39 protein-coding genes and 1 pseudogene are annotated in these 26,317 nt (G+C 41.5%); 9 read left to right on the top strand and 31 right to left on the bottom strand.

All coding sequences use genetic code 11. The features are described from left to right. Nucleotides 1-55 precede the first annotated feature (55 nt). The 4 genes and pseudogenes from RMY64_RS34055 to RMY64_RS34070 form a co-directional block, all read left to right on the top strand. Nucleotides 56-1,582, top strand: a pseudogene (locus tag RMY64_RS34055) (DEAD/DEAH box helicase); the annotation flags it as partial. Between the two features lie 77 nt (nucleotides 1,583-1,659). Further along, a complete protein-coding gene (locus RMY64_RS34060; protein WP_322702353.1) occupies nucleotides 1,660-2,880 on the top strand; it encodes an AIPR family protein in 1,221 nt (406 codons plus the stop codon). A 202-nt stretch (nucleotides 2,881-3,082) separates the two neighbouring features. Further along, nucleotides 3,083-3,505 carry a 2-oxoglutarate and iron-dependent oxygenase domain-containing protein gene (locus RMY64_RS34065; RefSeq protein ID WP_322702354.1) on the top strand — a complete coding sequence of 141 codons (423 nt, stop codon included), beginning with the start codon at nucleotides 3,083-3,085 and terminating at the stop codon, nucleotides 3,503-3,505. Nucleotides 3,506-3,538: 33 nt separating this feature from the next. Continuing rightward, entirely contained in the window at nucleotides 3,539-4,102 is a 564-nt protein-coding gene (locus RMY64_RS34070) for a 2OG-Fe(II) oxygenase family protein (protein WP_322702355.1), read from the top strand. Nucleotides 4,103-4,406: 304 nt separating this feature from the next. Here the strand turns inward: RMY64_RS34070 and RMY64_RS34075 are convergent, their stop codons facing one another. Together RMY64_RS34075 and RMY64_RS34080 are read right to left on the bottom strand one after the other, a co-directional pair. Next, nucleotides 4,407-4,613, bottom strand: coding sequence for a hypothetical protein (locus tag RMY64_RS34075; protein WP_322702356.1), 207 nt, complete (start codon nucleotides 4,611-4,613; stop codon nucleotides 4,407-4,409). After that, on the bottom strand, nucleotides 4,610-4,801 hold the full coding sequence (locus tag RMY64_RS34080; protein ID WP_322702357.1) for a hypothetical protein: 192 nt from the start codon (nucleotides 4,799-4,801) through the stop codon (nucleotides 4,610-4,612). The genes RMY64_RS34075 and RMY64_RS34080 overlap by 4 nt, the downstream gene beginning before the upstream one ends. 301 nt (nucleotides 4,802-5,102) lie before the next feature. On the opposite strand from RMY64_RS34080, the gene RMY64_RS34085 reads away from it, so the two are divergent. From RMY64_RS34085 to RMY64_RS34095, 3 genes are all read left to right on the top strand, one after another. Further along, the gene (locus RMY64_RS34085; RefSeq protein WP_322702358.1) at nucleotides 5,103-5,570 is read left to right on the top strand and encodes an AAC(3)-I family aminoglycoside N-acetyltransferase; all 468 of its coding nucleotides are present in this window, start codon (nucleotides 5,103-5,105) and stop codon (nucleotides 5,568-5,570) included. 100 nt (nucleotides 5,571-5,670) lie between these two features. After that, entirely contained in the window at nucleotides 5,671-5,799 is a 129-nt protein-coding gene (locus tag RMY64_RS34090) for a hypothetical protein (protein WP_322702359.1), read from the top strand. A gap of 129 nt (nucleotides 5,800-5,928) precedes the next feature. Next, entirely contained in the window at nucleotides 5,929-6,183 is a 255-nt protein-coding gene (locus RMY64_RS34095) for a hypothetical protein (RefSeq protein WP_322702360.1), read from the top strand. A gap of 72 nt (nucleotides 6,184-6,255) precedes the next feature. On the opposite strand, the gene RMY64_RS34100 is transcribed toward RMY64_RS34095, so the two are convergent. The 3 genes from RMY64_RS34100 to RMY64_RS34110 form a co-directional block, all read right to left on the bottom strand. Continuing rightward, a complete protein-coding gene (locus tag RMY64_RS34100; protein ID WP_322702361.1) occupies nucleotides 6,256-6,429 on the bottom strand; it encodes a hypothetical protein in 174 nt (57 codons plus the stop codon). A 119-nt stretch (nucleotides 6,430-6,548) separates the two neighbouring features. Beyond that, on the bottom strand, nucleotides 6,549-6,827 hold the full coding sequence (locus RMY64_RS34105) for a hypothetical protein (protein ID WP_322702362.1): 279 nt from the start codon (nucleotides 6,825-6,827) through the stop codon (nucleotides 6,549-6,551). Nucleotides 6,828-6,883: 56 nt separating this feature from the next. Beyond that, nucleotides 6,884-7,297, bottom strand: coding sequence for a hypothetical protein (locus RMY64_RS34110; RefSeq protein ID WP_322702363.1), 414 nt, complete (start codon nucleotides 7,295-7,297; stop codon nucleotides 6,884-6,886). Nucleotides 7,298-7,446: 149 nt separating this feature from the next. On the opposite strand from RMY64_RS34110, the gene RMY64_RS34115 reads away from it, so the two are divergent. Beyond that, nucleotides 7,447-7,683 (top strand): hypothetical protein, encoded by a 237-nt coding sequence (locus RMY64_RS34115; RefSeq protein ID WP_322702364.1) that lies wholly within the window; start codon nucleotides 7,447-7,449, stop codon nucleotides 7,681-7,683. 130 nt (nucleotides 7,684-7,813) lie between these two features. Then, nucleotides 7,814-8,149 (top strand): hypothetical protein, encoded by a 336-nt coding sequence (locus RMY64_RS34120; protein ID WP_322702365.1) that lies wholly within the window; start codon nucleotides 7,814-7,816, stop codon nucleotides 8,147-8,149. 537 nt (nucleotides 8,150-8,686) lie between these two features. Here the strand turns inward: RMY64_RS34120 and RMY64_RS34125 are convergent. From RMY64_RS34125 to RMY64_RS34250, 26 genes are all read right to left on the bottom strand, one after another. Then, entirely contained in the window at nucleotides 8,687-8,866 is a 180-nt protein-coding gene (locus tag RMY64_RS34125; RefSeq protein ID WP_322702366.1) for a hypothetical protein, read from the bottom strand. 373 nt (nucleotides 8,867-9,239) lie between these two features. After that, entirely contained in the window at nucleotides 9,240-11,063 is a 1,824-nt protein-coding gene (locus tag RMY64_RS34130) for a hypothetical protein (RefSeq protein ID WP_322702367.1), read from the bottom strand. A gap of 11 nt (nucleotides 11,064-11,074) precedes the next feature. After that, nucleotides 11,075-11,791, bottom strand: coding sequence for a hypothetical protein (locus tag RMY64_RS34135; protein WP_322702368.1), 717 nt, complete (start codon nucleotides 11,789-11,791; stop codon nucleotides 11,075-11,077). 3 nt (nucleotides 11,792-11,794) lie between these two features. Continuing rightward, nucleotides 11,795-12,211, bottom strand: a complete 417-nt coding sequence (locus RMY64_RS34140) for a hypothetical protein (RefSeq protein ID WP_322702369.1) — start codon at nucleotides 12,209-12,211, stop codon at nucleotides 11,795-11,797. Nucleotides 12,212-12,374: 163 nt separating this feature from the next. Beyond that, entirely contained in the window at nucleotides 12,375-13,085 is a 711-nt protein-coding gene (locus tag RMY64_RS34145; RefSeq protein WP_322702370.1) for a hypothetical protein, read from the bottom strand. Next, nucleotides 13,075-13,494, bottom strand: coding sequence for a hypothetical protein (locus tag RMY64_RS34150; RefSeq protein ID WP_322702371.1), 420 nt, complete (start codon nucleotides 13,492-13,494; stop codon nucleotides 13,075-13,077). The genes RMY64_RS34145 and RMY64_RS34150 overlap by 11 nt, the downstream gene beginning before the upstream one ends. A gap of 223 nt (nucleotides 13,495-13,717) precedes the next feature. Further along, nucleotides 13,718-13,963: a hypothetical protein gene (locus RMY64_RS34155; protein ID WP_322702372.1), complete on the bottom strand. Its 246-nt coding sequence runs from the start codon at nucleotides 13,961-13,963 to the stop codon at nucleotides 13,718-13,720. Nucleotides 13,964-14,096: 133 nt separating this feature from the next. Next, complete coding sequence (locus RMY64_RS34160) at nucleotides 14,097-14,375, bottom strand: hypothetical protein (protein WP_322702373.1); 279 nt, start codon at nucleotides 14,373-14,375, stop codon at nucleotides 14,097-14,099. Beyond that, nucleotides 14,372-14,734 (bottom strand): hypothetical protein, encoded by a 363-nt coding sequence (locus tag RMY64_RS34165; protein WP_322702374.1) that lies wholly within the window; start codon nucleotides 14,732-14,734, stop codon nucleotides 14,372-14,374. Before RMY64_RS34165 ends, RMY64_RS34160 begins: the two co-directional genes overlap by 4 nt. A gap of 2 nt (nucleotides 14,735-14,736) precedes the next feature. Further along, nucleotides 14,737-14,898, bottom strand: coding sequence for a hypothetical protein (locus RMY64_RS34170; protein WP_190937372.1), 162 nt, complete (start codon nucleotides 14,896-14,898; stop codon nucleotides 14,737-14,739). Further along, a complete protein-coding gene (locus RMY64_RS34175) occupies nucleotides 14,882-15,121 on the bottom strand; it encodes a hypothetical protein (protein WP_190937371.1) in 240 nt (79 codons plus the stop codon). Before RMY64_RS34175 ends, RMY64_RS34170 begins: the two co-directional genes overlap by 17 nt. A 7-nt stretch (nucleotides 15,122-15,128) precedes the next feature. Next, nucleotides 15,129-15,341: a hypothetical protein gene (locus RMY64_RS34180; protein ID WP_322702375.1), complete on the bottom strand. Its 213-nt coding sequence runs from the start codon at nucleotides 15,339-15,341 to the stop codon at nucleotides 15,129-15,131. A gap of 15 nt (nucleotides 15,342-15,356) precedes the next feature. Next, a complete protein-coding gene (locus RMY64_RS34185; RefSeq protein ID WP_322702376.1) occupies nucleotides 15,357-15,701 on the bottom strand; it encodes a hypothetical protein in 345 nt (114 codons plus the stop codon). A 307-nt stretch (nucleotides 15,702-16,008) separates the two neighbouring features. Then, nucleotides 16,009-16,290 (bottom strand): hypothetical protein, encoded by a 282-nt coding sequence (locus tag RMY64_RS34190; protein WP_322702377.1) that lies wholly within the window; start codon nucleotides 16,288-16,290, stop codon nucleotides 16,009-16,011. 16 nt (nucleotides 16,291-16,306) lie between these two features. Next, complete coding sequence (gene ltrA / locus RMY64_RS34195; RefSeq protein WP_322702378.1) at nucleotides 16,307-18,001, bottom strand: group II intron reverse transcriptase/maturase; 1,695 nt, start codon at nucleotides 17,999-18,001, stop codon at nucleotides 16,307-16,309. Nucleotides 18,002-18,724: 723 nt separating this feature from the next. After that, the gene (locus tag RMY64_RS34200) at nucleotides 18,725-19,285 is read right to left on the bottom strand and encodes a WGR domain-containing protein (RefSeq protein ID WP_322702379.1); all 561 of its coding nucleotides are present in this window, start codon (nucleotides 19,283-19,285) and stop codon (nucleotides 18,725-18,727) included. Between the two features lie 126 nt (nucleotides 19,286-19,411). Continuing rightward, nucleotides 19,412-21,034, bottom strand: coding sequence for an AAA family ATPase (locus tag RMY64_RS34205; protein WP_322702380.1), 1,623 nt, complete (start codon nucleotides 21,032-21,034; stop codon nucleotides 19,412-19,414). After that, nucleotides 21,003-21,287 (bottom strand): hypothetical protein, encoded by a 285-nt coding sequence (locus RMY64_RS34210; RefSeq protein WP_322702381.1) that lies wholly within the window; start codon nucleotides 21,285-21,287, stop codon nucleotides 21,003-21,005. Before RMY64_RS34210 ends, RMY64_RS34205 begins: the two co-directional genes overlap by 32 nt. Before the next feature lie 33 nt (nucleotides 21,288-21,320). Continuing rightward, nucleotides 21,321-21,527 carry a DUF2997 domain-containing protein gene (locus RMY64_RS34215; RefSeq protein WP_322702382.1) on the bottom strand — a complete coding sequence of 69 codons (207 nt, stop codon included), beginning with the start codon at nucleotides 21,525-21,527 and terminating at the stop codon, nucleotides 21,321-21,323. A 2-nt stretch (nucleotides 21,528-21,529) separates the two neighbouring features. Further along, nucleotides 21,530-21,979: a DUF1257 domain-containing protein gene (locus RMY64_RS34220; protein WP_322702383.1), complete on the bottom strand. Its 450-nt coding sequence runs from the start codon at nucleotides 21,977-21,979 to the stop codon at nucleotides 21,530-21,532. Between the two features lie 109 nt (nucleotides 21,980-22,088). Then, nucleotides 22,089-23,162, bottom strand: coding sequence for a hypothetical protein (locus RMY64_RS34225; RefSeq protein ID WP_322702384.1), 1,074 nt, complete (start codon nucleotides 23,160-23,162; stop codon nucleotides 22,089-22,091). 168 nt (nucleotides 23,163-23,330) lie between these two features. After that, nucleotides 23,331-23,600 carry a hypothetical protein gene (locus tag RMY64_RS34230; protein ID WP_322702385.1) on the bottom strand — a complete coding sequence of 90 codons (270 nt, stop codon included), beginning with the start codon at nucleotides 23,598-23,600 and terminating at the stop codon, nucleotides 23,331-23,333. A 143-nt stretch (nucleotides 23,601-23,743) separates the two neighbouring features. Further along, complete coding sequence (locus RMY64_RS34235; protein WP_322702386.1) at nucleotides 23,744-24,016, bottom strand: hypothetical protein; 273 nt, start codon at nucleotides 24,014-24,016, stop codon at nucleotides 23,744-23,746. 239 nt (nucleotides 24,017-24,255) lie between these two features. Next, nucleotides 24,256-25,233: a DUF5895 domain-containing protein gene (locus RMY64_RS34240; protein WP_322702387.1), complete on the bottom strand. Its 978-nt coding sequence runs from the start codon at nucleotides 25,231-25,233 to the stop codon at nucleotides 24,256-24,258. Nucleotides 25,234-25,464: 231 nt separating this feature from the next. Next, nucleotides 25,465-25,731: a hypothetical protein gene (locus RMY64_RS34245; RefSeq protein ID WP_138506138.1), complete on the bottom strand. Its 267-nt coding sequence runs from the start codon at nucleotides 25,729-25,731 to the stop codon at nucleotides 25,465-25,467. Between the two features lie 130 nt (nucleotides 25,732-25,861). Continuing rightward, nucleotides 25,862-26,212, bottom strand: coding sequence for a hypothetical protein (locus tag RMY64_RS34250; RefSeq protein ID WP_322702388.1), 351 nt, complete (start codon nucleotides 26,210-26,212; stop codon nucleotides 25,862-25,864). Between the last annotated feature and the right edge of the window lie 105 nt (nucleotides 26,213-26,317).

The raw sequence follows: 26,317 nt of genomic DNA on the forward strand, positions 1-26,317 counted from the left end.
GCGTAAATAGTACGCTAACTCGTTTTTTCTTCCCCACACCTTTTTTCGTTCACCCCGTTTTCACCCCTTGGCAACATTAGGGTTAGAGGATTTTGTTGATGAGGTAGGTAAGGTAAAAGCAGATAAACATTGGAAGGCACATAGAGAGCGACTTAAGGAGGTGCAGAACCTCCAGCCGGAACTGCCATCTACACTTCAGGCAGAACTACGTGATTACCAGATGGAAGGTTTTTGTTGGCTGGCGCGGCTAGCACATTGGGGTGTGGGTGCTTGTTTAGCAGACCAAATGGGACTGGGTAAGACCTTGCAGGCATTGGCGGTTATTCTCAGAAACGCCCATGAAGGGCCAACTTTAATTATTGCCCCCACCTCTGTGTGTATGAATTGGGTGAGTGAAGCGCAGAAATTTGCCCCAACTCTGAATATTATTCAATTTTCTGGTGCTAACCGCCAAAAATTATTGGATGGTTTACAACCTTTAGATATGTTGGTGTGCAGTTATGGTTTATTACAGCAAGAAGAAGTAGCGCAAATGCTTTCTGGTGTACAGTGGCAAACAATTGTCCTAGATGAAGCCCAGGCGATTAAAAATATGACTACTAAACGTTCTCAGGCAGCCATGAACCTAAAATCTAATTTTAAGTTGTTGACTACTGGGACTCCCATTGAAAATCACCTGGGTGAATTGTGGAATTTGTTCCGCTTTATTAATCCTGGGTTATTGGGTTCTTTTGAAAGCTTCAATCAACGATTTGCTACCCCCATTGAAAAATATCAGGATAAACTTGCACGTAATAAACTCAAAAAACTGATTCAACCATTTCTGTTGCGGCGGACAAAAAATCAGGTACTAGAAGAGTTACCATCTCGTACCGAAATTCTGTTGCATGTAGAGTTAAGTCGAGAGGAAAAAGCATTCTATGAAGCCTTGCGCCGTCAGGCCATATCTAAACTTACCGAAACTGATGCCGAAGCAGGAAAGAAACATTTGCAAGTTTTGGCTGAGATTATGAAACTGCGTCGCGCTTGCTGTAATCCCAGCCTCGTTATGCCTGACACTAAATTACCCAGTTCCAAGTTACAACTTTTTGGTGAGGTGCTGGGTGAACTTCTGGAAAATCGTCATAAGGCGTTGGTGTTTAGTCAGTTTGTTGACCATTTGCACATTATTAGAGATTATCTGGAGCAGCAAGGTATTAATTATCAATATTTAGATGGCAGTACTTCAGTGGCAGAGCGGAAAAAAAGGGTGGATGCATTCCAAGCTGGTTCAGGGGATGTCTTTCTGATTAGTCTCAAAGCCGGGGGTACAGGACTTAATCTGACTGCGGCTGATTATGTCATCCATACAGACCCTTGGTGGAACCCTGCTGTAGAAGACCAAGCTTCAGACCGCGCCCATCGGATTGGGCAACAACGTCCGGTGACGATTTATCGTCTAGTTGTAAAAGATACTATTGAAGAAAAGATTGTGCAATTGCATCACCAAAAGCGAGATTTGGCAGACAGCCTCTTGGAAGGTGCTGATATCAGTGGCAAGATTTCGACAGAAGCCTTGTTACAGTTGATTAGTGAAGGATAAGCTGTCCTGCTTATATAATTTTAGATTTTTGATTTCCTGATTGCACAAGTTCAAGATTAACTCAACTCTAATCAACTATGCCCAAAACTTGGAACTTAAAGGTAGATAGCTATTTTCAAGCCAACCCCAATTGCATTATCGCCACCGCCCATGTAGACTCGTTCCCTATAGACCTGCCGCTAGAACCGAACATCCGCGAACCAAACCGCAAAAGCGCGACCTACAGACAAATCTTCGACTCACTGACCACCGAACCTGCAAAATTCTTCTCTCGCCACAGTGGAATCGTTCTGTCAGCTAATATTGCTAAACCTGTCAAGAACAAAACTGAACTGGAGCTAGAAATTTTAGAAGCAAACGAGGGCGGTAGCGATGGGATTATCAACGGAGGGCATACGGTTTTAGCTTTTGAGCAAGCTAAAAATTACAAATACGACCTAACCGAAGCCAGAGTAAAAGTTACGATTCACATCGGGCTGACTGAAGAATCAGCTAAAGATATAGCCCTAGCCTCCAACACTACAACGCCAGTAGATTCTCGCTCCAAAGTCAACGCCAGAGGTGATTACAAATTTATCAAGCAGTATTTAGCTCAGTTAGAACAGAAAGAAGATAGAAAATTCCGCATCGCTTATTACCAAAACCAAAGCGGCGCTCCCAGAAATGCCCAGTGTAATGTAACCCATTTGCTCAAGCTCCTTTACTGCCTCGACAGAAATAAATACAACCCCGACGGCAATAAACGAACCAAACACCCAGCAGGGATGAGTCTTCCAAGTAACATCACAGACGCAGAAAGGGAAAGATTAACCGCTTTACTGCCTCTGTTGACTCATGCTTTGTGGATAGAGCAAAGACTCTACGAAATAATCCAAGACTATATCAGCAACCCCAGAAGAAAGGGTGCTAACGACCTAGCATCAATTGATATACGTAAAACGACGTTGTTGCCGGACAGCAAGTATTCATTCGGGTTTGGTGCGCCAACTGACTTGGCATTACCAATAATTGCATCATATCGGGTATTTCTGGACAAAGACTATAAATGGATTCTGCCGTTTAACGAATTCGCTGAAGATTTCCTGCAACACTTATGGAATAACTATTTCCGCAAATACTTGGTGTCGGAGAAAACAGCAGGGAATACAGTCGGCACAAAAATCAGCCGCAATCAAGAGATTTGGGAAAGTCTTTATATCTCGGCGCAAAGTTATCTAAATCAGCACTTGGTGAAAATGGTTAACTCTAGTAAGCAAGAATCAGAATTGAAGGTGACACAAGGTAGATTTGGGCGTTAGTTGCGACGGAATATCGCATATCAGTTCGATTACATATAGGACTCATATTTGATTTCTGAAAAAACTCAGTACATCTTAGAAAGCCTTCTTTCCTATACCCTATTCCCTGACTACGTAGATCGTTTCAAAAATCAAACCGGATTCCTATACTATTTATTATGTAGTCTAGTTATTAGTCTACGCACGACTAAAAAAACAGAGTATGACAATCTTACAAGTTGTGGATAAAGAGCTTTCAGAAGTTCCCATCATTGATATTAGTCCATTGGTTTCTCAAACTAGCAACTCCAGTGATGTAATTGCAGACCAAATTAGACAAGCTCTCCATGATTACGGTTTCTTCTATATCGTCGGACATGGAGTTGATGAGCAACTACAAAAGCAGTTAGAACATCTCAGCCAACAGTTTTTCGCGCAGGATGTAGAAACAAAACTGAAGATTCGTATGGCTCTTGGTGGTAAAGCATGGCGAGGATATTTCCCCGTAGGTAATGAGTTGACATCAGGTAGACCGGACTTAAAAGAAGGTATTTACTTCGGTACAGAGCTAGAATCAGACCACCCACTTGTGAAAACTGGTGTGCCAATGCACGGTCGAAATCTTTTTCCATCCAATATTCCCTAATTTCGGGAAACAGTGCTGGATTATATAGACTCAATGACCAGACTTGGACACACCCTAATGGCTGGTATTGCTCTCAGTTTGGGGTTAGAAAAGTCCTACTTTGCGGACCGTTATACAAAAGACCCATTAATATTATTTCGGATTTTCAATTACCCTCCTAATTCATCATTATCTGAATCTAAATGGGGCGTTGGCGAACATACAGATTATGGAGTATTAACTATACTAAAACAAGATAATACAGGTGGATTACAAGTCAAATTAAAATCTGGTTGGATAGATGCACCTCCTATTCCTGGTTCATTCGTATGCAACATTGGGGATATGCTCGATCGGATGACACGAGGACTGTATCGCTCAACACCCCACCGCGTTCAGAATCGATCGACAAGTAGTCGCAAGTCATTTCCATTTTTCTTTGATCCCAATTTCAACATTGAAGTCAAACCTATAGAACTCAACGGCATAGTAGTGAATGACGATCGAAGCGATCGCTGGGATAAAGCCAGTGTCCACGAATTTCGTGGGACTTATGGCGATTATCTTCTGAATAAAGTCTCCAAAGTATTTCCAGAACTGCGCCAAACAGTGTTTTAAAGTGCTGTACATGGATAGCACGGCGTTAAGCCAATGCTGAGTAAAAGTTACTAACCTCCAAACGGATCATCAGCAAGTTGAGCAAGCATTACCGCCACTGTTGCTGTACAAAGGACACAGCAAAGATCGCAGACCGGACTTACCTCGCATTCAATTGTCTTAAACACACGAAGCTGCAACCCAACCCCCAGACCTGGCAAGCATTTCACCTTTACAAGCGTACCATTCGGCTATAGTCTCAAGCATAAGAAATCAACAAAGCGAATACAGCCCTAGTTCATAAAGCATTGCCATTTTCTGCTTTTCACCAGGGAGGGGTCATAATTGGTTTATGATCCTTCCATATTGCAGGAACTTTGCCCAGATAGTTGGAATAATTGTGTGGGTCTGCTTGTGGATACAAAATAGCGACAATATCAGCAGCTACCCACTCAATTTTTTCTGGTGTGCCGACGAACCGGACTTGTTGAGACTCAAACACGAAAACTGTATAAGTCAGATATAAATTCAACTTTCCTTAATTGTTACCCAGTCAGATAAAACAGCCATACAGCAAGCGGTCAATGTTGGCCTTCTCAAAGTCTTACTTTCATGTTTAGCGATGTAACCGCCCTCTAATTCGTTCTGCTCAAAAGAAACTCCAATTACGTCAAAAATTTTATTAGCAACGTCCATTGAAATAGATTTCGACCAAGACATATTTACTCCAATGAATCCAAGAGTTCAGCTAAACAATTAAAGCCAATCTTCAACTACTTCAACTTATTCCTCTTTTTGAACCAGCAATTTCCCAGACACCCCAGCCGTAAAACCCAACCCAATCGCCGCCACAGTCACACTGGGCTTAATAAACAACGTAGCAATTCCGATAACAGCGCCTCAAAGACAGCCATAACAGCAAACTATACTCAACTGATTTTTGGGTTTAGCCTTTTGGTCTGATATTGTATGAACGAGCAGGATTTAGCCGTTCAGCAGGAATATAGCTTAGGAAATACCAATGAACTTAAGCATTCAACAGATTGTGCCGGAGGACGTTGCATTAATGGAAGCTCTATTAGCGACCTTTGGTGAGGCGTTCGATGAGGTTGAGACATATAGAAATCCGCCTAGTCCAGACTATCTGCGGCAACTGCTTGATAGTGACTACTTCATTGCGATCGCCGCATTGAAAGAAGGCGAGGTCGTTGGTGGTCTTACTGCCTACGAGCTTAAAAAGTTCGAGCAGGAGCGCAGTGAGATTTACATATACGATTTAGCTGTTGCTGCTGCACACCGACGGCAGGGAATCGCAACGGGATTAATTCAAAAGCTGAAAGAAGTAGCAGCGGCATGTGGAGCTTATGTCATTTTCGTCCAGGCGGATATCGGTGACGATCCAGCCATTAAACTTTATACAAAGTTGGGCGAGCGCGAAGACGTATTGCATTTCGACATACCAGTTAATAGCGGCAATGACAATGCCTAATGCTTATCCGAGTAGTGGCTTTTCGAAAAGAGCATACTAAATAGCGGGTCAATTTTTTACAATATTTCTAAATCCTGGTTGAGTCATAATCAGCGATCAAATGCAGTTTTTTTTCGTGCGAAACCCCTATAAAAATTTGCGGTTACTAGATCAAGTTTGGACGGGAGAAAATATGCAAGTGTTTGAATTAATTTCCATCTTGGAAAAAGATGGCGAACGAAATCTTTAATCAAGATGCGCTCCTACGGCAATTGTGCGGATTCATGAAGTTAGCTGATTAATAAGTCCCGCATAAACACGGATTCATTCTTGCTGCCTTTCAGTAAAACTGCATTATACAAGTTTTGAAGGTGCATCTATGACTAATACTACAATGTTAGATAACCGTATAAATAAGCAAATAAAATTTGAACCATTAGAAGCGACAGTAGCAGCAACAGAAGAAGAGTCAGTAATATTAGCCGAAAGGCTTACACAGGTGGCAATTCCTTTATCCGTATTGTTACAAGCCCTGAATATAGCGAAATACGATAAGGCAGCAGCTTTCCGCTACGCTGACAAATATCTAAACAATATCAAAAAGTCAAAATGGGTTATTATCAAAACAGCTTGAAATTTTCCAATAAAACGCTTGGCTGAATATTTTTCTCTTGATGTAAATTCTTAGTCTTTGATTATTCCAGCATCATTTTTCGCCATCATGGTCAACAACTTTACAAGCCTTACCTCTGTATCCTGCGTCCTTGACAATATGATTCAGCTTTAAGGCAGATTCTAACGCTTCAGTTCTATCAGGCAAATTGGTTGACACATCCGCTTTTGTGCCAGAGTTAGATTCTATATAAACTGAGTAAGTCACTTTTATCCCCATTTGTCTTTATCTCTTATTGCTCTACAGTCAAATTCCATATCTTGCCCAAAAGCTATAGTTAATCTTCAATCAAATGATTTTCTATAGTGAAGAAAAGCGAAATTGATTTAGTCTACACCATAATTAACTCCCAACCCCGGAAAAAACTTACTCCAAACACTTTGCTCTTTTGAAGGTGATCCTTCTGAACCTAAAATATTCTCTAGCCCTCGCTGATTACTCTGAATCTCTTGCATATTAAGAGAATGAATCACCTGGGCTAACTCTGGATTCTCTTCTAACAGTTCGGCTTCAAGCTCTAACTCCTGCTGCAACAGTTGGGTATTTCGCCGCAAGAACATCTTCTGGTTGTGTCGTTGTCTGATAAATGATTTAGTCAGGTGCAATTATTCTGCATAACTTAGAGCTTTACAAGCGTGCCATTGAGCTATTCGCCTGCCTTCTATTTGCGTATTAGCCCTTTTTGCCCCCTCGCAAGGTAGTATGGTAAACCAGCAGCTAGAAAACCAATGAGACGCGGCAGAAAACTATAATGAACTGATGGTAGTAATAAATGAATAAGACCACCGATAGTAATTGCCATAGTTGTTCCCCAGAATAATCCTCTCTGCCACCAAGTATTGCCTAGCAAACTTACACACTCAGCACTGCTATAACTGAGACCACCGATAATAGCTCCAATCATTACAATTTGTAAACTATGAGAAGATAAGGCAGCATAAGTAAATCCACCAAGAGTTCCGGCAAAAAGTGTAAGAAGATAATGCTTGCGAAGCTTAACCAAAAGTGAATCAGATTGATTTATAACAAAACAATACTTGCGGAGCTTAACCAAAAGTGAATCAGATTGACTCATAACAATTACCTTTTAGAGAAAATATCACAAAATTTTACTGGAAGAATCGAACTTCTAGACCATTAAAAAATTGATAATTCCGTTTCTTAGGCGAAAGTTGGACTGATTTTGATTAATATTTTAGCTTATTCTATAAGGGGCTTCTTCCTGTGGGTAAGCGATTGTCAGCCTTAGCATCAGCTGAGATTCAAGGCTTGGAGTTTAATGGCTTAGTTGTATTTGAAGATTTGTTGATGGCACTGGGCAAAACAAATGTATCGATAATGAAAGAGAACGACTTAACTATTGAAAATTTGCGGTTACTAGATAAAGTTTGGACGGGAGAAAATATGCGAGTGTTTGAATTAATTTCCATCTTGGAAAAAGATGGCGAACGAGATTTTTAATCAAAATGCGCTCGTTACGGCAATTGTCCGGATTTATAAAGTTAGCTGATTAATAAGTCCCGCATAAACACGGATTCATTCCTGCTGCCTTTCAGTAAAACTGCATTATACAAGTTTTGAAGGTGCATTTATGGCTGATACTGCAATGTTAGATAACCGTATAAATAAGCAAATAAATTTTGAACCATTAGAAGCGACAGTAGTGGCAACAGAAGAAGAGTCAGTAATATTAGCTGAAAAGCTCACACAGGTGGCAATTCCTTTAGAAGTACTGTTGCAAGCACTTAGTATAGCTAAATACGATAAGTCAGCAGCTTTTCAATACGCTGACAACTACTTAAACAAAATTAGAAATAAAGAGTGGATATTTAGAAAATCCTTATCTGCTGCCAAAAAAAGAATTTTTGAGAAAAAACATTATATACAGGTAGGCAGAATATTCAGGGCAAACGCATCTAAAGTATAAAAATCCTTTAATAGCAAGGGTTTAGGCGTTTTTTATTTTAGCCTATTTTTTCGTCAATATCCTTATCTAGCAAGGGTTTCAGAAATACCATGCGTTCGCCCTGGCAGAATATTTAACGGGACTTAAGCAAATTATCTTAAGCCAAAGCATCAATAAGTTTTTATTCAAAAAATTTAAAATTAATAGAAAAAGTTCAATGACGCAATTTAATGATAATCAAGAAAGCTAAAAAACTTTATTTATACTCGGTATCGCTATTGCGGAAGAGTAAAGCCAGAAAATCTAGCATTTAATGCTAATTTACAAGAATTTTCGCAGAAAGTTACCTATATTGTTAATCTGGAAACAAATGGAAAGTTACCTCCTGGGAAAGCTTTCAATCAGATTGAAGAACTTTGGGAATAATTAAAACATACTAAAGATGGGCTAATGATTGACGAGAAGTATTAAATGCTTATCAAATAATGAATGAGTATTCTAAGCATATTAAAGTCCTTTTTAATTCTGACTCCTGGATGCTGAATTCTTACAAATTAACTAACCTTTCTTATTCTGCTCCTGCCATAAAAGCTGAGATTGATACTTCTGAAGTTTTTTTAAAATCTCTTGGCGTTGTGGATGCCCTTCAAGAGATTTTTCAATGGCAGCAAATTCGTCTAATACAATCACTCCTGACTGTAGCTTAGGATTGTTTACGTCTGGGTCTATAGAGTTCATAACTTTTATCCCTAGAGGGTGTTTGCTTTAGTAGGTTTTATGACCATATTCTAATATTTCGTATTCACTTATTTTCGCTCCAAACAACAAAACAAGTACCTAAAACTACGCTCAATCCTACTATAAATACTGAAGGGCGACCTCCATTTAGCAACAGTATGGCTAAAAAGCCAAGTTCGACAGTGGCTATTTGTTTGAGCAGAGGAGCCAGTTTTATTTTCATCTTTTCATCTGATAAATTTTCATCCAACCCAAGGGCAAGAGCCAGTATCAAGAATTGAATTAGGTGAACAGCAAATCAATAATTTAATCATGCCAACTTCTACTAATAAGTCCTAACCTTATTCAAACGTTAAATCTCAAATTTTAAACATTAATTTTGATTACTATCGCAACTGTCGAATTTGTATTTAAGATGTGAATTTTGAAGCAATCTTTCGATTCCTTTTCGGATTAGCTCTGGTGGAATCCCGTCTAATTTCAACTCGGTTTGGATAAACTCATCAATGGAATTGGCTTTCGTCTTCTCTAAAAGTGCCAACATCTGTTGAGCTTGGGTTGTTGGTGTGCAAGACTCCTTAGTTTCAGCTTGAGAGGTTTGCTTATTACTTGGTGCAGAGTCAATAAAGTTTTTGGTATCCCGGTCATAACCAGAGAAATTCTTTAACAGAGGCATTGGTATCCATTCATTGATGCCGCCGTAATAAACTGCTCGACCGACTGGTGATTGTGCAGCAATCTCCATTACTTGGGTTGAGGTAATTTTGCGATCGCTGGGGATGAGTTGAGTGGCAATCATGGCATTGTAAGCTGGGACGTTATCAGGATGAACCAACGCCACTGAAGTTAGCTGCGATCGCAGTCCGCCAGAAATGCCCAAGTCATCAGTGTGAGGGTTTTGTACGACAATCCAGAAATGCCAACCGGAACTATCACCGCAAGAACAGTAAGAGATGATTTTGTCTTTAAGCCAACCAATTTCACCCTTGGTATTTTTAAATTTGGAACAGACAGCCGTACCTTCATCCAAAATAATCAGCTTGGAGCCAGAGATATTTTGAAATTCGGTAAAGCATTCTTTGACCCATTTAACGGCTTCGACCGGAGACATTTCTAGGATTTTAGCCCGTTTAAAAGTATCAACACGACCTTTGAAATAACCGGTTTCTTTCTCGTCACCTTTGGGGTCAATATAAAAGATGTGTATGCCAGGATGCAATCGCTTAATAGCATCGATTGCATTGCTAATGGTGATGCCCTTGCCAGAACCAGGGACACCAACCCACAGCATATTTGTCACTTTCTTAGCAATATGCCCAATTAGGTCATACTGCACTTTGGGTTTAGTGGTGTAGGTAGAGATTTCGGTATTGACTGGAGGGGAAGAAGCAGAGGTCATGGGAGCAGGGATCATGGGAAAAATTTCCCCGAAGCTCTTAGCATTGTGCCCCGTTTCCTCTTCAAACCTTGCTCCCACAGCATGATTTGGTAATTGAGCAAATCGAGCTTGTGGGATACCAAGGTTTTGTGGTTGTATCGCCTCTTGAATAACTGTTACTTGTTGGTAGTTAACTCGTGGGTCAATTGTCACTTGCGCTAAATGCCCAGACAATTGCTCACGGGTGGGAAACTGCCCACGTAGCTGAATAAACCAATCAAGTAACCAACGGTAAGCGTAAAATCTTTTTCCTGGCTCAACGGCGCTCAAGTATTCACACACCACATGAGATGATTGCTTGAGCATGGCAAACTCATACTTAGACATTGGCTCCAGATGCAGCATCAAGTCAGCCAGTTCATTTTGGTTAGCGAAATATTCAGCCCGTGCGACGCTATCACCCATTGCAGAAAGGAAAGCAAAGAAGTCACCACGAATAAAAGGAATGGGTGCAAATTGATGGGTATCGTTTAAGTCCTGAACAATTGACCACAGATAACCAACACCAGCTACGACTGCACCGATGGGAGCAAGAGGAGAGGTAGCATAACAAACTGCACCAGTAAGAGCTGTGGCCAGTGTGATGAACTTCGCCAGATTCATGCCATTACGCTCATCTTTGGCGCGGACTAATAACTGATCTTGACGTTCCTGTAACCAAGAGGCGGTATTCCCAGCTTCCAAATACTCAATGCTGGGGTAGTCGTCACGTAAAAGTGCCGTTTCTTTTGTACCGAGCATTGGTATTTGTTGATGCATGTGAATCCCTCTTACTTAGTCAACTTCCAAATGTTGTAACCAATCTCGCCTGCCATCATTGAAGCTACGTTGTAAGCAAAGCAAGCCAAAATCAAACCTGGGTTCGTATATCTGAAGGGATTGCGACCAACGAAGGTAGTAGTCAGATCCAGAACCCAGAAAAACAGTGCGATCGCTCCCCCTGTATGACGTTCTTTCATGCCAGCAGCTTTATAATCACCCCACAATGCCACTGTCAGGTCGATATTGCCATTCGGTTTACTGCCGAGTGTGTATTGTTTTGATTCCTCAAACTCGTTCTTGGCCTGTTGTGGGTCTTTACCACGTAAGGTTCGAGCTTCCATCACTTGCACTAGTGCAGAGATACCGAAGCTAATCCAAAACAAGGGATTAAATAGGAGTTGTAACCAACCAAACCAACCAATCCATTCTGTTTCAAACCAGGGAAAAATCGGTTTTCCCTGGAATAAAACTTGCCAAATGCTATCAGTAGAAAGAAGTGTCCCAATCCAAAAACCAATCGCACCAACAAGCTTGTATCCGGGTGTGCCTGGGGTAACGAATTGGGCAATGATATGTGAGATAAAGATGACTGGCAGTGAGATTAATGCCACAATCCACCGAGCTAATAATTCTAAGTAGTCACTCCCTCCTTTTTTCGGCTCTTTTTGTGGTGATGATTCTGGTTTTGGTTGTGAATTAGATTTGTTTGGAGTGAGATATTTCATAAATCAATCACGAGAATTTTGGTACAGTGGCGAATTCTTACAAGCATTTTTGAACCGATATTTCCATTTCCATTTCCATTGCCTTTGTTCAATTCGCCCAATACATAAACCAGTTGAGTCATACACAAAAACTGTTTCATCTTCTAAATAACCGGTAGTATCAGGTCTAGGGTTACGTTTCTTCGAGTCTAGATAGTTCCTAATTCGTAACTTACTGAATGAGGGCGTAACTCCAAGAGAGTTAATTTTGTCGGCGGTTTCTGCCCTTTGCTCGGCTTTAATGCGTTCTAGTTCTTCAGACTCTCGAATCGTGATGCCGTGAGAGTAAGTTTTGAATTGGGCTGGCAGTTGTGATAACCAAGGACTTGCGATTAACCCCATGCCCAATAATCCCAACATCGTTTGCTTTTGGTATTTCATTGCCACTCAACCGGAATATTTTACGGTTGTTGCCGTCCGATAGTTTGTGTTGTCTGGGGTGCTGGTGCATTAATAACACGAACATAAACAGACAGCCCAATGCAAACTAGAAAAAAAATGACTGAGAATCCGAAAAGATTCTCCTTGAAGAACTTGCGCCATTTTAAGCTGGAGATTGGAATTTCTCGCTCAACAAAGAGCGTGTCAAATTTTTCAGATCCTGAATTGTCGCAGGTCGTGTAGACTTTTTTTCTGATGTCGGCACTCCTAATTCGTCTAAAAATGCTTTCGGGTCAAAACCAACAGTTGCAGCAGTAGTGAGGGTTTGAACTTGTTGCTTAATCTCATCCCCAGTCTTTAACCCGTACTCTTGGGTAATTTGTTGCCTGATTTCAGGATTTTTGGCCAACTGATAAATAAACGCTATTTCATCAAAACCTTGCTCTGTGCGTCGCTGTAATGAACGAGCATCAAGTTCACTGGTGATTTCATCAAACAATTCTTGCTCAAACTCATGAACTGCCAGCGCTTGAGCAACAGTCTTACCTGCCACAATGTCCAAGAATGCTTTAAACGTTTCCCGACTGACTCCAGCAAGATGTAATTGTTCACTCACACTTTCTATGGCATGAGTTTGTATATTCGCCAAATTGCTCTCACCTCCTAACAGCTTTGATTGGTCGAGGGTTGCTTGCGCTAGATTGAACAACTTTTCTAAGCGATCGCTGATATCCACGGGAAATTCTTGAGCGTTCGGATCAACTGCTGGATCTGACTGAGCCAGTTGTTCTAACCCAGCAATGATTTGCTCTGGCTTGTAGTTAGCACTCAATAATTCAAATAATTCTGCACGAGTAAATATGCTATCCGACATGATGTGTTTCTCCTAAACTGTGTGATGTAAATCCTAATTGCTCTTGTTCAAACTGGGCACGGGTGTACTCGACTTTATTTGCTTCAACAATTGCTTCGACAAGAGCCTTTTTGTCAATCCCTTGAGTAATATCTCCAAACAATTCACCAATCTTTGCTATCACCCACACTTGATAAGATGTGATCGGTGCAGCACGGAGATTATTCTCTTGGGCTAATGCCTGCATCCTTAAAAGTATTAATCTATACTCTGGAATCAAAGAAGCGACTTTTGCCCATCGTTCCAATGTCCGGGGACAAATACCTAAAATCTTCGCCGCTTTCGCTTTTGACATTGGTAAAACTAAGGGATTTACCCCTGATTGGCTTTGTTTTTGATTAAAAAGTTGTTTTCTCCATCCTGATTCCATGAACTTAGTCAAATCCGTATCAATAGCCTCAAAAAGATAGTCAATATCCGTAGCATCTAAGTGTCAATATGGATGTCCATGTGGATATCAATGACCAGTGTCTATTGACTGTCTATTGACCTTGCTCTTTTATAATAAAAAACCGCGCCAAGCGGTTCAAGCTACTAAGTTGACAACTTTGTTGACAACTTTGTTGATAACTTAGAAATTTTCAGTGGGATATTTACCAAGCTCCTTCGGAGCGGAAACTCTTACCTTCTTTCAACCATTTATTATGATGTATTGCGGCTAAAGCTTTTACTCTCGAAGATGGTTGACGATGAGTTCTAGATGATTTTTTGCAGGCATAAGCTGTTATTGTTCTGGCTCTAACATTTAAATATTCTGATGCCTGTTCATAACTCAATCCCCAAATTTCACAAAAAACTAATGGGTCAAGTTCTTTGATTTCTTCAGTTTGTGCGCTCATACTTTAGCTCAAAAGTTAAGTTTTGGGATAACTGCCATTTCTGGCAGAAGCGATCGCCTCTTTGTCCAGCGGCGATCGCTTTAATTTATGCAAGGCTCTTTTATATGAACTGGGCAAATGATTTCCCCTATGGTCATTTTGAAGCCTGACTTTGTTTAACCAACACTGAACGTAGGTACTGCCGACAAGCTGCTTCTCCCCGATAAATCAGAATCCGCAGCGCCTGTACTTCCTGGATCGGAGAAACACAGATTTCGGCAATCGCAGCAATCAAATTCTGTTGCTGATGCACATAATCTTGATGCTGCTGCTCTAGCACAGCAATCTTGGAGTTTAACTGCTGTATTTGCCGTAATGCTTGCGTCAGAGACGATTCTTTGTTTCGAGAGCGATTATCTAGAGTTAACGTCATGTTATTGCTCCTTCTTTAGATAGTTGAAAGCCTTGCCAATCGGGGCATTTCGCGCCCTCAATGCCTTCGGGATGAACAGAACAAATTAAAGGGGAGCCGTTGTAAGAGATCCCGTGATAGTATTTGCAACCTATACAACTGGTGGGTCTATTTAAAGGTCGAGGTCGGCGCAACATAACTTGGTCAATTTCATTTTGACCAGTAATTCGGTCAACCATGAAGGCTGTGATCCCAGTCCCAGCTATTGCTCCACTAATAACGTACATGATATTTCTGCCGAGATATTGAGTGCCGAAATATCCACAAATAATTGTTGCTGCTGCTGCACTAATACAAGAGAGAAAAACTGGTCGTTTCATATTTATTGCTGTTTTTTGGGTGGTTCGTGCTTAGATAACAGAGCGGCAAAATCATAAATCGTTACTGTTGGTTTTGGTTCCGGTTTTGGTTCCGGCTCCGATTTTGACTCTATTACCAGTTCTGGGCTACCCAAACCGACTGCATTTTTAATTTCCTGCTCCATATTTAGGTTCTCCTTGTTGATTAATTTGCTCCACCTGATCAATTGCATCCACTATTTCTCCTAAAATATTGAACGCATCATTTAGCACCACATTTTTTGATGTAGAGAAATACTGCGAAGACTGAATGTTACGATAATCTCGGCTACTGCCAACAAGCCGCAATGTATGTTGACAGCCTTGTAAGATAGTCCGAATCTCTGATGTAGTTAACTTGATTTCCATTAGTGTTTTAACCTTGAAAAACTGAATCAATTTCGCCGTTATCAATAGCATTTTTGGCATGGCGAACAGCTTGCGTATGATTGTCAAAAGTTTGAGTTGAAGGTGATGCCCAAGTTGTTTTTAACAGACCTGTTTTTCCCACATGAACATCCACAGCGCCATCTGATAACTCGGCAGTCTCAATTTTGTAGCCGCCATGTTTAGTTTTGTACTCTTTCATTGCCCGTTTCTTTCCCTAAAATTTATCTCGTTGAATACTGAGGCTTGCTCCGACTAAAGAACTGCCCAAGAATGCAGAAAAACTGACAAACATAGCTCTAAGACTTCTGTTTTTCTGGTACTCCCAACCAGAGATAATTATGTTGGAATTAGTATTAGTCTCAATAATCTCCAGTCCCCAACACCCCATTGCTCCTACTCCTAAAAACCCAGTTAAAAGCAGAGAGGCGATTGCAGTTCTTTCTATGGTGCGGTCAATGAATACTTTGGGGTTAAATCTTTTTCGAGTCCGACGAAGAACTAATTTATTACGAGTGTTTGAAGGCAAAGATGATTGATGAGTTACTTTATGGGTTTTCATTTCACTTCGTCCAACTCCACAAAAAATCCTGCACCTGTATTCGTAATCTTTACCTTTCTTTGATTGACCAAGGTTTGAATCACACTAAGACTAAAATTGATGGTGCATAATCGAGCGCTGCCACCGCGGCAGCGAAGGTACTGAAGGCATAACTGGGAATGGTCTTTTGGGACTGGGTTAGTTTTTTTAGGCATGATATCTTTCCTGTTGTGGTTTGTAGGAAACAAAGCGATGGCAGAAAAAAATAGCCAAGCAGTATTAATGCTTGACTAAAGTGTTTTTGAATTTAAAAGGTGAATTTCAGTTATTAGAAACTATCCAGTTCGTCAAATTGGTTTGTTGCAGAGTGCTTGTACATTTTGGCTTTATTCATTTGATGGGTGGAAGCTTTAATTACTGGGATTGCAGCTTCCTTAACAGAATCTTTTGCTTGTTGAAATAGAAATTGTGTCGTCCCTTGTGCATCTTCTTCTGCTGGGTCAATTTGTCCCCAGAAGGAGCAACTTAACTCTAAAGATTGTTGCCCTAAGCGTGGAATGTTACCACCCACGCTCGGCTTCAGAACGGAGCGTGAGAGTTTCCTTCTCACTCCGCTCCTCAATGAACTAGCACTCTGTAATGTGTACCAATCTGTCCAGTTTTGTTTTGGAGTCGTGGCAATGTCTGTGAAGTAGTTGGAGATTTTTATAATCATTTTTTCCTCCTTGATTTCTAGGAGTAATGTGGTCGATCTCCATCAAATCCCCATCTTTGAGTCTTAATCCACACCAGGTACATTTTCCCTTTTGTTTCTTCAAGAGGTTAGTTACTCTTGTTGGTAACAATGGGTTTTTACCTAGTCTTGTACTCCAATATGTATGGTTGCCATCATAGGGGCTAGAAACACCTTTGACTTTTATATGTCTAACGATTTTCGTTTCTGCTGGGTTAGTAAGCGTGGCTTTGCCATCAGTGAATTTCCACTGCTGGTTCCAATACTTATGCTTAACCCAGTTCCACGTTTTTCTTGGGTGTCTTCTTTTTGCCCAACTTTTGAGCTTATGCCATAGGTAATCCTTATTGTCGTTAAAGGTTTCCCCACTAACTACAGTCGAGTAATAGTTACACCATCCTCTAATAATCGGATTGAGTTTTTTAATCAATCCTGATTGTTTTTTAGATTTACAACTATCAATTACCTTTGACAATTCAGCCCAATGTCTTTTAATGGCTTCCTTTGAAGGCTTGATGATGGTCTTGAAACCCAGTAGTTCTTTATTGGTAGACAAGCCTGAGTGATTCTTTCCGGCTGGATATTGACGGATATGAAAACCCAGAAATTTAAAGCCTGTTTCTCCCTCCATCTCTATGTATGTATGCCGGATTCTTGTCTTACTGGGCTTAAGTCTCAGTCCGATATCGTTCAACCATGTATTTAATAAAAGTTGACACTGTTCTACTACCCCTTTGTCTTCGTGGATTACCACAAGGTCGTCCGCGTACCTGATTAATTGGGCAGGAGAAATGCAAGTCACTTTCTTACCCTTTTGGTACTTTTTGAATGGGAAAGCTTCATTTATATATCTTTCCATTCCGTGCAGGGCGATGTTTGCTAACAAGGGGCTAATTACCCCACCTTGCGGTACTCCATTATCTGTCGGGAATAATGTTCCTTGGTCAACTACTCCTGATTTTAACCATGCTTTTATTTGTCTAGCGACCGTCGGCATAGTCTGTATTTTTTCCAGAAGTTTTACATGATTAATTTGGTCAAAACATTTTTCAATATCAGCATCTAACACATATTTTTGCTTGAGTCTGATATTGTCAAATATTGCCGCAATCGCATCGTGTACTGTTCTTCCTGGTCGAAAACCATAGGAATTTGGCTCAAATCGTGCCTCCCATTCTGGTTCTAGTGCTAGTTTTAAGAGTGCCTGCGCCGCTCTGTCATTCATAGTTGGAATTGAGAGCGGTCGTTTTTCATCCGTACCAGGTTTGGGTATCCAAATCCGTCGGGCAGGCTCGGCAGTTGCTCCTATCTTTAGTCGCTCAACCAAGGTTAGTCTTTGCTTTGGAGTTAAGGATTTAACCCCGTCAACTCCGGCAGTCTTTCTCCCTTGATTGTCCTGAGTTACTCTCCTAACTGCTAAACATTTTGCTGACCAGGATTTCATCATCAGCCTTTGGAGCTTGTGGACTTTTTTGACTTCACCACGTAGACTGGCTTGGTAAATCCGTTGTTGCAGCTTAAAAACGACTTTCTCTAGCTTTCGCCAAGGAATTTCGTTCCATCCATACATCGGTTGTTCCGTGTTCATAGCTTATTTACTGCTAGTGACTTGTTTACCTTCTAGTTCATCGTGCTTCTGTCTGCATATCCGTATCATTACAATACGGCTTTGGCTTTTGAAGCAATCCCTCCCAACCATTGCTTGTGCTGGTTACTACTTTGATAATCGACCATTATCAAAGAGCAATGGCAGGGTTAATACGTTCCTGGTATCCATTGGTTTCTGACTTTAGAGCCTCTCTATCCGCCGGAGCCTTGGTGAGTACATCAGGAAGGAACTACGACCCTTCCCGCACTTCTTGACTCGTTGACATTTTGTCTGTAGCCTGATAACCCGTGTAGGCTACTTCCTAGTAACGACGGTTCAGACGAGAGTTCGTCTTCTGCTCATAGTCAGTTGTTAGCCAGTTTTCCTCAGACGGGTTCTGATTGACTGACACTTAACATCCCGCTTCATCCAGTTTGATAACCAGTCTCCCTAGATGGGGATGCACTGTCACTCTTGTACCGAGAGGGTGGGAGTTGGCGTATTTGCCGCACCCACATAGATACCAAGTTGTCAGGGTGTCCCCTGCCCTTCGTCCTTAAGTATTACTACTTATTTAGAAGGAACGTATCACACCATAGTCACCTAAATTGAACTTACGTGTGTAAGTTACAGCAATAGTCTTGATTTCCATAATTTACTCAAACAATATTCCAAAATGAAGTGTAGCTATTTGGCATCTCTTACAAAGTGACGCTTCTCAAATTACAAATGTCGCCAGAAGTTCTTGCTGATAGTCTTGAGACTGACTACATTGGGTTCTGTTGCGGCTTCAGGAGCATGACCAACAGCCACCGCAGCAGCAATTGGTGCGGGTGTCGTTAACAGGGAATTGAGTAATTCTTGCTGATAGTCAATATCTGCTACTGTGCGGTAAACTCTGTGATAATTTATCTGCATCCCCAAAGGTGTTGGGACAATTTTCAGATATTCATTAAGAGCAGATATGTAGGTATCACCAAAATTCTGGAGAGCAACAGCCGGACGGATAATATTCAACAATTGAATAGCTCGTCTAATGTCTGCAACACTGCGGCTAGCATCAATCTCTGGCTGGCTTTCGCTGTAACCTTTGGATTTCTTTTCTGCTACCAGATTATGAAATTTAGCAATGGCTCTTTGATGATTGGCTAATGTGTGGATTTTCGTTTGCGCTTGATAACCGACTCTGCCCCACTGTACTGTTAAGTTACTATCTTCGACAATAGCCGCCCAGAACTTATTGCTGTTCTTGATAGCATCAACAAAAACTAAATAGATTTCCATCTTTCTTACCCTGTCAATTTCCTAACTTCAGGGCATTGCCCCATCTGAGATAGATATACTGAACGCGATCGCTACGAACCTAAAAGAGCGATTGCCCCATAGGATCAGAAGACAATCGCTTTCTCATCAGTTCATATTGCGAAACTTAGCAGCACGCAAAGACTGAGTTTTCGCTGCAACCACAGGACTACTAGCCCGTCGTGCGGTGGATGCCCATGCTTGCATACGCTCAACTGCCGCAGCATCCTGAATGGCAAGCGGAGTAATGGTTTGGCGGCAGGTTTCCAGATCAGCAAGTGTTACCTGCTGCGGTCTACCCTCATCGAATGCCAGCAGAGCAGCTTCCGAAGCAAGGGTTTCCAGTTCTGCCCCTGAAAACTTTGCGGTCGAGGCTGCGATCGCCTCCAAATACTCTGATTCCAGATGAATGCCAAAGCGTTGTAGATGAATCGCCAGAATCTGTACACGCTCTGGCTCTGTGGGAAGATCAACAAAGAAAGCCTCATCAAACCTTCCCTTCCTCTTGAATTCACTTGGTAGTGCTGATGGGTCATTGCAGGTCGCAACTATAAACACCCCAGCAGTACACTCACTCATGAACGTAAGCAAAGTTCCAAGAATCCTTTGACTAACACCTGAAGTATCACCCTGACCAGAAAGCGCCTTTTCCACCTCATCAATAAACAAGACACAAGGTGCGATTGCTTCAGCTGTTTTCAGTGCGCGTTTAACATTACCTTCGGATTCGCCAACGAGTGAACCTAAAAGGGACGCAATGTCGAGTTGCAGAAGTGGCAAATTGAGTATACTAGCAATGTTTTTGGCGCAGTGACTTTTACCCGTTCCGGGTGGGCCAGCTAGTAACACCCCTTTGGGTTGGGGTAAGCTAAGACTTCGTGCCTCTTGTGTGAACAGCCGCCGCCGACGATTCAACCAATCACGCAGTAGATCGAGTCCACCGAATGGGATGGTAGCTGGTTTACCCAACTCGATACCCATTTGAGACAGTAGTCGAGTTTTGTACTCGACGGCTTTGGGGATGAAATCAGCGCCGACAACGACACCATCATTAGTTAAGTTTTCTTTGACTGTTAACCGCAGGAAATCACTAATTTCTTCTAAGGTTAGACCCAGCGCTGCACGAGAAAGAGTTTCAAATTCAGCATTTTCAAGCGTAACAGTAAAACTTAATTCTTGCTCCCTAGCAGACTGTTGTAAGTCATGCAAATAAGAAGTGATATGCTCAAGTATTTGGTCAATACAAGGTAAAGGAACTTCACAATAAGGAATCAATCTGACTAGAGATTCGTGTAGTTGTATGTTCTGACCCAACAATACAATGCGTTTCTCTGTGGGTTTTAACCTGTGGTAAAGGTTTTTTACCTTGCTCAAAATCTCCCAACTCAATTGGGGCGAGTTCTTAGCAATAAAGGGGTGAATATCTCCGAGGATAAATACACCATTTCCACTAAAGTTAGCAATGTAGTCGAATACGAATAGGAGTGGATCAGCGTGTTGTGGTCTTTTGTACTCTGATACTGGTTTAAACATCAATCCCCCATCTGCTGCGATTAAACATTGCTCCAAGGTTGATACTCCCAGATTCCAGAAGAATACTGGACATGAGAGCTTATTGTTAGCTTCAGTAGTCAGCCACTGAATAATCGTCGCTTCATCAGGAGACAGGACATCAACCGCAGCAATGGGGATTTGCGAATCAAGCGTGGAGAGAAGATTTGAGAGGTTCATTGTTTTTCAATTTGATATGTTGTGGAGCTAGTTCATCGTGAGTATTAACAAGTCTCACGACTATTTCATAAACTTTGGCATCGCCGTCGAAAACCTCTGCTGTACCGTTGTTCTCTTGGTAGGCAATTGCGGTAACTATGGCATTCAGCAGCACACACAAACCTTCAGTATTTGCTTTGATAATCACGGGCTGGCGTGGTTTTTGCTGGGCGTATACATGGATAAAGAGGTATTCTTTAGCTAATTCACTCATGATCTTTTTGGGGGGGGTTTAATCCCCCATTTTTTACTGACGTAAACGTGTTTGACTGCTGTTCGTAGTCCGAAGTTGTGGTGCTGATTCTTCTTTGAAAATGCGATCGCCCTCCACAACACCCAATGCCTCTTCAAATGGTTGCGTAGCTAATAAACAACTCAAGCCCTCGAATCCCTCAGCCTCCACTCGGACTTCACCTGTAGCATTGTCAAAATGAATCAGTATTGAACGTTCCATATTTATCTCCTCACGTACTGTTGAACTTCCTGATGTCCGGCAAAAGTCAGCCGTAGAGTTTGCACAGTGCCGCTAGTTTCTTCGGCGATCGCACATTCACCAAATTTTTCTTGTAACTCGGCAGCTTTGACACGAACCAAATGCTTACCATAAGCCAGCATTAGTTTATTACTGAAAAAGTCTTGTCCCAACTTCGGAACTGTCTCGTAGCTATCGTGTATCACATCGTACACACCGCTTGTTTGATTCCACTTGAATCCAATGTCTGCACGAGCTTGAATTGTGCGACCAGATACGATGATTTCAGCACTTTGTCCTTGAAAGCCACCGTAGTATCCTTTTAGTGGCTGTGCTGTTTCGTGAACTTGCGGATTCAGTTTCAAATCTTGTAAAGCTTGTACCAGACATTCACGGTTAGCAAGCTTGGTTTTAACTGTTGAGAAATGCGACATGAGAATTTTGTCCCTATAGTAAAAGTGCGGTATTCTTTTTGAGGTGTATATGCATTTTTCGTTTAAGGTACTTAGTCTTGAGCGATGCACCTTCGCCCAAGACTGTTTTTTACCTGAACTTGAACGACATGACCGTAGCTTTCGACAAGCCTACATCACTAGTTGTAAGCTGTTGCAGATTGCGCTGTTCATCTAATAGCTTGGTGCGGATAGAATCTATCTTTTGCTGCAATTGACTGCGCGTATCAGAACCAAGATTTTTAGACTCAATCGCGGGATCGTTAACGATAGAGTCCAAGTGCGCCATCATCGCCTCCAAGCTGCTGCCAGCCTCCGGGTCAGCATTCGCTAGTAGTACCTGAATCTTCATCAGATGGCGTTGCATCTTCTTTTTGAACTGTACGGGCTTACGTCCTGGCTCCCAATCAGCCAACTCTTCAAGCAACTGCGCGGCGAGTTGTTCACCGCCAGCGATCGCAGATTCCCGTAGCCTTTGCTCCAGATTTTGGTCATACTGCTGAATGAACTTGGTAATCTGGTCAAGACATTCGGCTTGTTGCTGATTGAGTTGCTCGGACAATGCCGGGATAATCACCGGACGACCAATAACAACTTGCAAATAGTCTTCAAGGTCAGTCAGAGTCGGAAAAGCCATTATTAAGTTGGCTTTGACTGATTCTTGCTTATCGTGAGGTAATTCCCAAGTGTTAAGTGAGAGGAACTGGTCAATCCGTTCCTGGTAATCTACAAGTCCTGCTTCGTAATCAGCTTTTAATTGATTACGCAATCCAGGGGCGATATTATCCCTGATATTGATTAACTGATTCCAAACGAGTGGAGCTAAATCAATAGGACAAACCCAATCACCAGTATCAGCAGACATCCATTCTTGAACTGAAGCAATCTCTTGCCTCAGTTGGGCAGCAGCTTCATCCAACTTCTTAAATACTTTGATACCCCGCAAACCGACTTCGGAATTTGTAACTTTCACAAGGTCTGATTCAATTTCAGAAACCTCAGCTTTTAGGACATCTGCCCATTTAGGAGCAGCAGACTTTGTACTTTTCTTTAGCTGAATGCGAAATCTAATACGGGTTTTATTTAATTGCGAGAAATTGTGGCGCTCGACTACTGCATCAGTTAGGAAATTCACAGCAATAGGGTTGTCAATTGCTCGTACCATTATTATTGACCTCAATCATTATTTTTCACTTTCGATTAAGCGAAGCTTTCTTTGTGGTGATTTCTCAAGAGAGCGAATGTCTGTAGTAGCTCTATAGATTACTTTTGTAGAGCTTTTTTGTAACCTAATATGTCTTTTGATGACTGGTGGTTTATGTATGGACATGGCTTAAAATAGCTGAAGTTGCTGTGAATTATCCTGTACCGCAAGCTTCTCATAGACCATACCTTCGACTTCATAACAGCGAGTCATGAGTTTGTTTCGATTTAATCGAAAGCTGGCTTTTTTCTTTTGATTTGGCAAAGGTACAAATAAATACTGTGGATGTTGTATAGTACCTGCATCGCCTAAGTATCGACAATGTGTACCATTAATTTGATAAACTTTTGATGAGCTTAACAGTGTCGCATCATACACTTTAATCAAATTCGTTTCCATCTGATTCGTATTGAAGTAGATTGTGTGATAATCTTTTGTGGAATCGATTTTTCTCTACAGTTAGACTGATTGAATCTGACTGTAGAGTTTTTCACGCAGAATTCGTTGCCTCTAAGTTAATTATTGATTGAGGGTAGAAAATGTTACAGATACAAATGCTCAAAGATTTGATTGAGTTTTTCCTTCTCTTCATCAGGCAAAGCCTTAAAATCAAACTCGTCTGATTCCCAAATTTCATCAAGACTTGTTGACTCATCGATAATGTTTGCAATCAAACAAGATTCATCGCCGTAGTTCCAACCATTTGCTAGAAGCCACGGCAGAACTCCCTCAGATTGCAATAGTTTCTCAATGTCGAATGAGTCAGAAAACTGCTGTAAATTTTCGATAGTGGGGTGAACGATTGTAATAGTCATGGGGTATTTTAAATGATTGAAATACGTACAGCCAAATCAAAAGATGGGGAAAGTGGAAAGGGATTCAGGAATTAAATTATCCTTAGAAAAGCAAGGTTTTTACCTTTTCCCCTGTCCCTTCTTTATTAGCTGTAGAAAAGACTTGAGAACTGATCAAATATGCTTCCCTACTTGAAGGTAAATAGGGAAGCATAAAGATGAACGCAATTGCTGTAATCACCTCAACAAGTATTTGGCTATTAAGAAGGCACATCCTCCCAGTAACCAACTTCATCGTCATAATTTGCTTGCATAGACTGCAATTTGTTGACGAAGTTAGCAAATTCTTCGTTAGTTAGTGACTGTCTTCCTTTTTTACCATAGTTCTCTATGAGAAACTGTTTGCCCTTTTCCTCTTTCCAACCTAAAGCTTCAATCAATCGTTGTGACTCCATCATCAATTGATTGCGATCTAGTGCATGAGACGTATGCTTTGGTAAGTTATTGTTAGGCAATCCTTTTTTCCACCAATCGCTGATGGAATTATGCACAAGGGCAATTTCTTGAGCTATTGGTTTCTTGCCAATACAATAACTCTCCCAGTCGGGCGCAGTGGGCTTTTCGTATCCGCTACATACACAGGCGTTGGAAGTTTGCCCCCCTTTCTCACGTTTCTCTGTTTTCAATATGGGACAAAATACCCACATCGAATGCCAAAGTAAATTCTTCGGTTGGTGATGTTTGCCTTGAAAACTTGCATAAGCTTGTTCGCAGGTTTCACGGAATGCCATTAGTTGTTGATCAAACGACACTTGAAACACTCCCCAAGCAGTTATTTGTACTGGTGCGATATGAAGAGGTTGATTTTGGGCATCGACGAAAATCACCATATACCGCCTACCGAATTTGTAGGCGTTCTTGTCCAAACCATCACTGCTACGCCAAACTCCAATCACCTTTCTATCGTTTCCGTATAGCAGAGGCGATCGCCCAATCACAAGTATTCGTGGTTGTCTATAGAGAGCGCCAGGAATGCCTATCTTTTCATCGTTTTCGTCCAACTTGTTAGTAAGGACTTTATACTCTTTCCCACCAACTAGTTCTTTATTTTCGTACCATCCTGCTAATTGTTGATTTTCGTAAGCAATCCAAATGCCTGCGGGTGAAGGAATGCTTTTAGCTGCTGGGGTCTTTTCGTATGCCTTGTGTTCAGCAGAATCAAAGTCAAAAGCTGTCATAGTAGCTGCTGCCTTTCTTTAATGTTAGTTTTCGCAAAAAATAAGCGAAGCTTTAATCCTGGGTGGGTAATTCTGCACTATTTTCTTGATAGATCATTGTTTAATATCAATAGATTTCACTCTCTCATTGGCGCAGCCATTGATTTCAGATGTATCAAGTGCAGAGCTAATAAAACAGCGCTTTTGTTACTACAAAAGCGCCTAAAAACTTGGTAATTTGTATTAAGTGAACTATTCTTCTGGGCTGTTTCTCTGACGCAATAGTCTGAGAACTTCTTCTAAGCCTGCGTTTAAGTTTCTCAGATCAGATTTCATTTCTCTAATATCTGCTTTCACTTGCCGCATATCCGAAGCTAAACCAGTGGCTAGTGTCATTGTTTGAGCAATGGCAGTCTGAGACGTTCCAATGGTTCCTGCTTGAATTTTTAGGTTTGTAACATCTTGTGTCAGTTCATTGAGGCGTAGGTAAATATCGTCAAATCTAACATCGTCTGTCATCTAAACCTCCTTGCTGACATCTTCTACTACAATTTTAGCCATATCGCTGTGTCATCTTGCTATCTCATAGGCGTAGCTGAAAACAGTAAGTGTTACCAAATTACCTTTTTGGCAACACTTACTGATTTTCTTACGCCGCTACCAACTCCCGACGAACTTGCAGCAGTTCAATCGGAGCAGTTGCCCTAGATAGCACCTCTACAGCCTCTTTCACGCTCCAATACCGTACTACATCCCCACACCGCCAATAGTAAGTCTTGGGGTCGTTTTCCCATAACTCATTAGCATTTCTGACCTTGAAGACAATTCCCAAGAACTCACCATCTAGATATACATTGTGAGCCGTCTGAAGGCTAGTGCGTCCTACATAGGTCAGCCGATAGCCGTCTACTGGTTCGCACAAGTCTTCTGCACGAGTCCCACGATACGAGCAGTTACCGCACCCATGCCCTTCGCAGTCTGGACAGATGGCAGCAGGCATATTCCACTTCGGCAAGGTGAAGTCCCATTCAGATGGTGGGGTTAATAGTTCTGACTTTTCCCGTTAAGTCTCTTTTGCAAGCTGCCAACCTTCACAAAGGTCGTG

The sequence above is a fragment of the Nostoc sp. DedQUE08 genome (assembly GCF_034530895.1).
Classification (GTDB): Bacteria; Cyanobacteriota; Cyanobacteriia; order Cyanobacteriales; family Nostocaceae; genus Nostoc.